The following is a 6,934-nucleotide window of genomic DNA, read 5'->3' on the forward strand; positions in this document are numbered from 1 at the left end:
TGCAAGCAGCCTCCTACAGGCCGTTCTGTTTCCGACTAGGCGGTCATTCCAGTAACGCCCAGTGGTTATCCGGGATCTGGTGCACCGGGGCAGGGGCCAACTGCAGAGCTCCCGGCTCCTCGATTCGCCCAGCCGGGATAACGCAGTGGCCCCCGGAGCAGAGGGGGCACCGTCCCACACTGGATGCTCCCTTGCCCCGAAGGTAGGCTAAAGAATCTCCACCGGCGGCCGTTAACGCCGTACCCGTCCCCGTGTGTGAGTGCGCCGCCATGCCTGTCGATACCAGTTTCCACCCAATCTCCCTAAAGGGCCCCGCAGGGCGGTCTGGCTTTGCGCGCCAGGGCCTTGCGCAGGCCGACGGCGGCTCCGGCCGCAGCCTGAACGCCCTGCAGAATCAGATCCTGCAGAACCTGGCGCGGGCCATCCCCGGCGAAAGCCTTGGCAGCCTCAAGCGTCTGGATGCCAGCGACTTCACCCCGGAAAAGGTGGCCGACCGGATCGCGACCTTCGTGGAGATGGGTCTGGCGAATGCCCGGGCCCGCGGCGCGTCGGGCGCCGAGCTGGAGGCGCTGAGGGAGCAGGCGACCCAGGGCGTGGAACAGGGCTTTCGGGAGGCGCGGGAGATCCTGTCGGGTCTCAACCTGTTGGAAGGCCGCATCGCCGATGACGTGGACGAGACCGAACGCCTGACCTTCGCGGCCCTGGAAGACTTTCGGCTGCCTCCCGCCGAGCGCACCCTGGCTGGCACCACGCGCCTGTCCATGAGCGAGCGCTTCTCGCGCGCCGAGAGCCTGGAACTGAACATCACCACCCAGTCGGGTGCGGAGGTTCAGATCCGGTTTCAGAGCGTCCAGGACGCGCGGCTGCAGACCCAGGTCCAGGTGCAGGACGGGGCAGCCGATGGCTGGCTGGATGTCAGCCGGTACGCGGCGAGCGGCTACCAGTTCTCCGTGCAGGGTGACCTGGACCCGGACGAACTGCGTGCCGTCGAGGAGCTGGTGCGCGATATCGGCTCGCTCGCGGACGAATTCTTCCATGGCGATGTCCAGCGGGCGTTCGAGATGCTGCCGGACCTGCGTTTCGATACCGACCGGCTCCAGTCGATGGAGCTGAACATGACGCGCACCGAGACCTACCGCATGACCCAGGCCTACGAACAGACGCAGCAACTGGACGCGCCGGAACACTCCCGCGCGGCCCAGCGCCTCGAGCAACTGGTGGAGGCCCTCCAGGAACGCTTCAGCCAGCCAGCGCTCCAGTTCCTGGACAATCCCGTCGACACGGGCGGGCAGATCCTGAACACCCTGGTCGAGCAGGATGCGCGGTTCCGCGAGGCCGAGGCCGAGCGCCAGCAGCAGTTCCGGGACAACCTGACACGGCTGCTCGACGCGCTGGGTTAGTCGTCCGGCCCGCGCGAGCGTGGCGAGCCGCGCAACCGCCCCTGCGTCGCTGGAATGCGATCCCGAGCGGTTGCCGAAGGGCTCGTCTAGGCTGGGACCCGTGCGCGTCCCCGCGCGCTGAGCCAGAGCGCGTCATCGCCCCATTTCGGGTGCGAAATGCCTCGTCCAGGAAGAAGATGGGTGTCCTCTTTCTCTTTTGTGGGAGGCCAGCCCTCTGGTCGATCCAGCGCCAGCCATGCCCCTCGGCCAGAGGCTGGCCTCCCACAGTAGGGTGGGATGGGGCGGTAATTCATCGGTGTGGTCGGGATGCTGGCTGTTAGACTGCCCCTTCAGGGCGCGCAGCGTGCTGCGTGCCTTAAAGCCGAGTCCGGGTCTGATTGGCATTCCGTGAGAACCATCGCTCATCTCGATATGGATGCGTTTTATGCATCCGTGGATCTGCTGCGCTATCCGGAGCTACGGGGGCGGCCCGCGGTGATCGGCGGGCGACGTCTCTCCGTGCCGGAGCGAGGGGCAGATGGGCGGTATCGGTTCGAACGGCTCGGCGATTATCGAGGGCGCGGCGTGGTGACGACGGCGACCTACGAGGCGCGGGCGTTCGGGGTGCATTCCGGGATGGGGCTGATGAAGGCGGGGCAGCTGGCGCCGTATGCGGTTTTGTTGCCGGCGGATTTCGATGCCTATCGGGCCTATTCGCGCCAGTTCAAGCAGGTGGTCCGGGCGCGGGCCGATAAGGTCGAGGATCGCGGCATCGACGAGCTGTTCATCGATCTGACCGACGTGAAGGGCGATCCGGTAGTGACGGCGCGAGGGATTCGGGATGCGGTGCAGGCCGAGACGGGGCTGTCTTGTTCCATCGGCCTGGCCGCGAACAAGCTGCTGGCCAAGATCGCCTCGGATCTGGAGAAGCCGGCGGGGATGACGGTGCTGGGCGAAGGCGACCTCGAGACACGCATCTGGGCGCTGGGGGTGGGGAAGGTGAACGGTATAGGGCCAAAGGCGACCGAGCGCCTTAAAGCGCTGGGGATCGTTTCGATTGGCGATTTGGCGAAGGCCGATCTGTATCGGTTGCGCCAGCATTTTGGCGAGACCTATGCCTGGTGGCTGCACGAGGCGGCCCATGGCCGGGACGACAGCCCCGTAGTCACCGAGCGGGAGCCTAAATCCATCAGCCGAGAGTCCACCTTCGAGCGGGACCTGCATCCACGGGCGGATCGGGACGAGCTGACTCGCATCCTGGTGGCCCTATGCGAACGGGTTGCCGGGGATCTCCGTAGCAAGGGCTACTTGGGCCGGACGATCGGGATCAAGTTGCGCTATAGCGATTTCCGCACGGTTACTCGCGACCTTACGCTGGACACGTGGACGGACGACCCTCAGGCGATTCTGGCCGCGTCCCGTGGCTGCTTGCGCCGGATCGACCTGGGTCAACCGCTGCGACTGCTGGGCGTGCGCGTCACCAAGCTGGCCTCGGCGTCACGGAACACCCAGCTGGAAGCCAGCCGACAAACGACGCTGCCCCTGTAGATGCTCGCGGAGCGCATTGCTGCTGCCACGCGGCGCGCGAGCACGTTGAGGGGATGATGACGATGAACGATGTGTCCGGTATGCGCGGTTCGTGGAGCAGGGCGTCGCGGAACAGGAGCTGTCGCTGATGCGCGAGGCGCTGCAGCGCGGCCAACTCACCGGCAACCGGCGTTTTGTGGATGGGGTAGAGCAGGTCATGGGCTGTCGCATCGAGCGGCGGCGTCCAGGCCGTCCGCCGTCACGTCAGGCATGAGAGAATCAATCTGTCCCCGTTTCCCGGGTGTAACGCGCCCCATCCGGGGCCTGCGCACTGGCTTCTGAACATCTTGCAGATCGCCGTTTTCAGGGGCTTGATGACCTCGGAGATCATGCCGGGCCGAACAGGGTCAGATGTCGATGCCGACCGACCGAAAGCGCTGACGCAGTCGATCGTAGTGGCTGCCGCGCCAGTAGACCCTGCCGCAGCCGCTGCAGCGCACGAATGCGACGAAGCGCTCGAGCACCCCGGGCGGCACCTCGCTCGGCTCGACCGAGTCGGCGAGTGCAGCGCCATCGATCGACCGGAGCTCGCCGTTACACCGCATGCAACGCGAGAACGGCTCGAACAGCCCGGCGAGCTGAAAGCGGTCGACCACCTCGCGAAGCTGTTGCAATGGGTCCGTAGCGTGCACGTACCGCCCGTGAGTCACCCGGCCGTCCTTCAGCAGGCCAGTGTCACGCGTGAGGATAATGCGGTGCTCGTCCTGCGCGGTGCGGATGATGAACTCATCGGAGAAGTCGTTGGCATACAGGCAGTTGAAGCCCAGCGCACGCAGGTAACCGGCCAGCCGGCCCAGATGCACATCGAGGATGAAGCGTGGTTCGCGCAGCGGCTGGGGTCGCAGGCGGGAGACGTCGCCTACATCGAAGGCCTCGAACACCGGGTAGACCGCCACCCGCTCACCGCCGCGCAGCCGGTGGCCGAAATCCACTGCCCGCCCGTCGACCAGTACCAGGTCAACCTCCGTGTGCGGCACGCCCAGCGACTCGATGCGGTCCTTGACCGAAGGGGTTCCGTCGAACGCGTGTTCAAAGCTCTGGTATCGCCGTTCGGGCGCGAGGAAGTCGTTCAGCTCGGCATACAACCGGAAGGTCGCGGTCGCGCGGCCGAGGGGTGCGGATTCGCGGTCCTTGGGCGGGCACATGCCTTCGAGCATACCGAAACCACCCCACGGAAGAGGCGCGCTTCAGCCCCGTTTTTCCCCGGGCCCGACAGACTCCTGGCGGTTCAACATTGGGCGGCGACCAACCGCCGGCAGTAGACTTGCCGCAAGTCGCTGACCCGAAAAGGATGCAGACATGAACGATGTCTTTCTTCAGATCGCCAACGCACTGGTACTAGGGCTCGAAGCAGTCGGCATCGCCGTGATCATCGGTGGATTCGTGCTGGCAACAGTGGTTTGGCTGGTGAACATGCGCCGCATGAGCACACACGAGGCCTACGTCGATTATCGCCGTCGCAGCGTGCGCGGGCTGATTCTCGGACTGGAGTTCCTGGTCGCGGCCGACATCATCATGACCGTAGCGATCGAGTACTCCATGGAAAACGTACTCATGCTGGCCCTGATTATTCTCATACGCACACTGCTGGTCTTTGCCCTGCACCTGGAGATCGAGGGCCGTCTCCCGTGGAACCAGTCGGAGGACGATAGCAAGACCTGACCCACTCGCAGCGGTGGGCCATTTTCCGGTGTGATGATGCTGGAGCCGCACTGGGAGGCGATCGCGAGGTCGGCCACACGAGAATGCTGCTACCCCCACGACCCCAGGAGGGAGAGAAGCCATGTGCGGACGGATGACGCGCTATAGCGCGACCAGCGAACTCGCCATGCGGTACTTCCAGGTCCCCGTCGACGAGGGGTTCGACGTACCCAGGTACAACGTTGCCCCCGGCACCCATCTGGAAGCGTTCCGGGCCGGCGAGGATGCGCCAGCGGCCTTCCAGCCGATGTTCTGGGGCTTTCGGCCGAGGCGCGTCGAGAACGGGCCCCGACCGATCAACGCTCGGGCCGAGACGGTCGCCACCAGTCGGTATTTTCGATCAGCGTTTGCGCACCGGCGCTGCATCGTGCTGGCCGATGGTTGGTACGAATGGCGCAAGACCGAACAGGGCAAGCAGCCGCACTACATCACCCTGACCGAGGGCGCACCGCAGGACATCCTGATGATGGCGGGCATCTGGGAGCCAACAAGCGACGGCGGCGCCTGCTGCGCGATCATCACTGAACCCGCCAACGATCAACTCGCACATATCCATGACCGCCAACCGCTGATACTTGACGCACAGTGTCGGTGGGACTGGCTCGATCCAGGACTGTCCGAGCGTGACGACATCCGGGCAAAGACTCGCCGCATTCAGCCGGAGATGTTGCGCTATTACGCCGTTTCGAGCCGAGTGAATCGTCCGGTCGAGGACGACCCGGGCCTGGTCGAGCCGAAGCGCTGATGCGAGAGAAGGAGATGGGTGTCGTCTGTCTATGCCTTTCTTAGGTCGGGGCTTCAAAGAGCGAAATCCAAAGGTAGACTCCGAAGGCCCCGCGTTTCCGGATCGTGTAGCCGGGTTACTCGTAGTGGCTCCATAAACGAATCACTTTGACCACTCTTTCGTCTTCAAGCACCTGGTACACAAGCCGGTGCTGAATATTGATGCGCCGCGAGTACGCGCCGGAGAGATCACCCACCAGCTTCTCGCAAGGTGGGGGCGTTCGATACGGATCTTCCGCGATCAGCGACAGCAGTTCCTGTGCCTTTGGCTTAAGGCCGCTGGCAGCCAGCTTCTTCGCATCCTTTTGAGCCTGTCGGGTGTAGACCAACTTCCATGTCACCAATCCAGCTCCTCGTGGCATTCATCCGCCGGAGTATCCATGCCCTCGCGGATCGACTCGCGCATACCCGGCACCGATAGCAGGTACAGGGTCTCCTGAATGGCCGACCAGTCCGACTCGGATAGCAGGACTGCGTTGTTCCGCTTGCCGGTGATCACAATCGGCTCGTGGGATTCCGCCGTTTCGTCGATCAGCCGGTAGAGGTTGCTGCGCGCCTCTGTAGCCGTAATTCCCGTCATGGCGCACCTCGCAAGTGTGTGGGCTTCGACCAAGAGTACGCCTTCGCGTACGTCCCGTAAACCGTACGGGTATTCCGCCACTGCCAGACACCGCACAAACTGCGGCAACCGGCCGGATCGTTCCAGGAATTGTCCTTTCGTCCAGCCTGCAACGTCATCCCGAAAACCGCAAAGCGGTTATCCAGGATCTCGGGCGCCAAGGCAGGAGCGGACGTCAGAGATCCCGGCTCTGCGCTTCGCTCCGGCCGGGATGACAGTGTGGCACTTCGAAGAGGATGGGTGTTCTCTTCCTCCGCAGGGTGCTCGCCATAGCCCTTTTAACAGGTGCTATAGTCCGCCCTAACGGCGGCTTATGATGGAGCGGATTGCGATGATCAAATTTTCCGAAGATCTGGTCCCCCTGACAGACCTGAAGGCGAATCCCGGACGGGTTATGAAACACGTGGCCGAGGTTCACCGGCCCGTGCTGCTGACGAGTCGGGGCAGGGGTGTTGCCGTGGTTCAGTCGGTGGCGGATTACGAAAAGGCCGAGGAAGAGCGGGAGTTCATGCGGACCGTCGTCGCGGGTCTGGCGGACCTGGAGGCCGGTCGGGAAGTCTCGCTGGACGAGGCCAGGGCGCAGCTCGGTCTCAAATAGGGAAACACTGATCAATGTACACACTCGCGTTGGTACCCCAGGTTTTCCGAGACCAGGCGCGGTGCGCAGCCGGTAGTGGTTCTACCGGCAAGGGCCGCAACGCAGGATCGGGGAACCTGGGGTACCAACCCCACCAACCATTCAATGCAGGGGCTCGGCCGCTTTTTCGCGGGAACGGCGTTGCGGCTCCCTTGTGCAGAATGACTGCACGGCAGTCACCGCGCCTTGTTCGCACGCAAAAGCGACTCGAGCGCGAGCGTGTACATT

Annotated in this window: 8 protein-coding genes and 1 pseudogene; 6 read left to right on the forward strand and 3 right to left on the reverse strand. The window is 64.1% G+C overall.

The annotated features are described in order from the left end of the window. Positions 1 to 269 precede the first annotated feature (269 nt). From F627_RS0107125 to F627_RS17325, 3 genes and pseudogenes are all read left to right on the forward strand, one after another. Positions 270 to 1,400: a DUF5610 domain-containing protein gene (locus F627_RS0107125; protein WP_019583655.1), complete on the forward strand. Its 1,131-nt coding sequence runs from the start codon at positions 270 to 272 to the stop codon at positions 1,398 to 1,400. Between the two features lie 306 nt (positions 1,401 to 1,706). Next, on the forward strand, positions 1,707 to 2,927 hold the full coding sequence (gene dinB / locus F627_RS0107130) for a DNA polymerase IV (RefSeq protein ID WP_231370137.1): 1,221 nt from the start codon (positions 1,707 to 1,709) through the stop codon (positions 2,925 to 2,927). Between the two features lie 64 nt (positions 2,928 to 2,991). After that, positions 2,992 to 3,180: pseudogene (locus F627_RS17325) on the forward strand (transposase); the annotation flags it as partial. Positions 3,181 to 3,313: 133 nt separating this feature from the next. On the opposite strand, the gene F627_RS0107140 reads toward F627_RS17325, so the two are convergent. Then, complete coding sequence (locus tag F627_RS0107140; RefSeq protein WP_019583658.1) at positions 3,314 to 4,123, reverse strand: Mut7-C RNAse domain-containing protein; 810 nt, start codon at positions 4,121 to 4,123, stop codon at positions 3,314 to 3,316. Between the two features lie 142 nt (positions 4,124 to 4,265). On the opposite strand from F627_RS0107140, the gene F627_RS0107145 reads away from it, so the two are divergent. Then, positions 4,266 to 4,628 (forward strand): DUF1622 domain-containing protein, encoded by a 363-nt coding sequence (locus tag F627_RS0107145; RefSeq protein ID WP_017942547.1) that lies wholly within the window; start codon positions 4,266 to 4,268, stop codon positions 4,626 to 4,628. 133 nt (positions 4,629 to 4,761) lie between these two features. Further along, positions 4,762 to 5,412 (forward strand): SOS response-associated peptidase, encoded by a 651-nt coding sequence (locus tag F627_RS0107150; RefSeq protein WP_019583659.1) that lies wholly within the window; start codon positions 4,762 to 4,764, stop codon positions 5,410 to 5,412. 115 nt (positions 5,413 to 5,527) lie between these two features. On the opposite strand, the gene F627_RS0107155 is transcribed toward F627_RS0107150, so the two are convergent. Both F627_RS0107155 and F627_RS0107160 read right to left on the reverse strand, forming a co-directional pair. After that, entirely contained in the window at positions 5,528 to 5,791 is a 264-nt protein-coding gene (locus F627_RS0107155; protein WP_018875414.1) for a Txe/YoeB family addiction module toxin, read from the reverse strand. Further along, a complete protein-coding gene (locus F627_RS0107160; RefSeq protein ID WP_018139194.1) occupies positions 5,788 to 6,030 on the reverse strand; it encodes a type II toxin-antitoxin system Phd/YefM family antitoxin in 243 nt (80 codons plus the stop codon). The genes F627_RS0107155 and F627_RS0107160 overlap by 4 nt, the downstream gene beginning before the upstream one ends. Before the next feature lie 352 nt (positions 6,031 to 6,382). On the opposite strand from F627_RS0107160, the gene F627_RS0107165 reads away from it, so the two are divergent. Continuing rightward, on the forward strand, positions 6,383 to 6,667 hold the full coding sequence (locus F627_RS0107165; protein ID WP_019583660.1) for a type II toxin-antitoxin system Phd/YefM family antitoxin: 285 nt from the start codon (positions 6,383 to 6,385) through the stop codon (positions 6,665 to 6,667). Positions 6,668 to 6,934: the final 267 nt, after the last annotated feature.

Origin of the sequence: Thioalkalivibrio sp. ALE16 (assembly GCF_000381305.1) — a bacterium.
Lineage (GTDB): Bacteria > Pseudomonadota > Gammaproteobacteria > Ectothiorhodospirales > Ectothiorhodospiraceae > Thioalkalivibrio.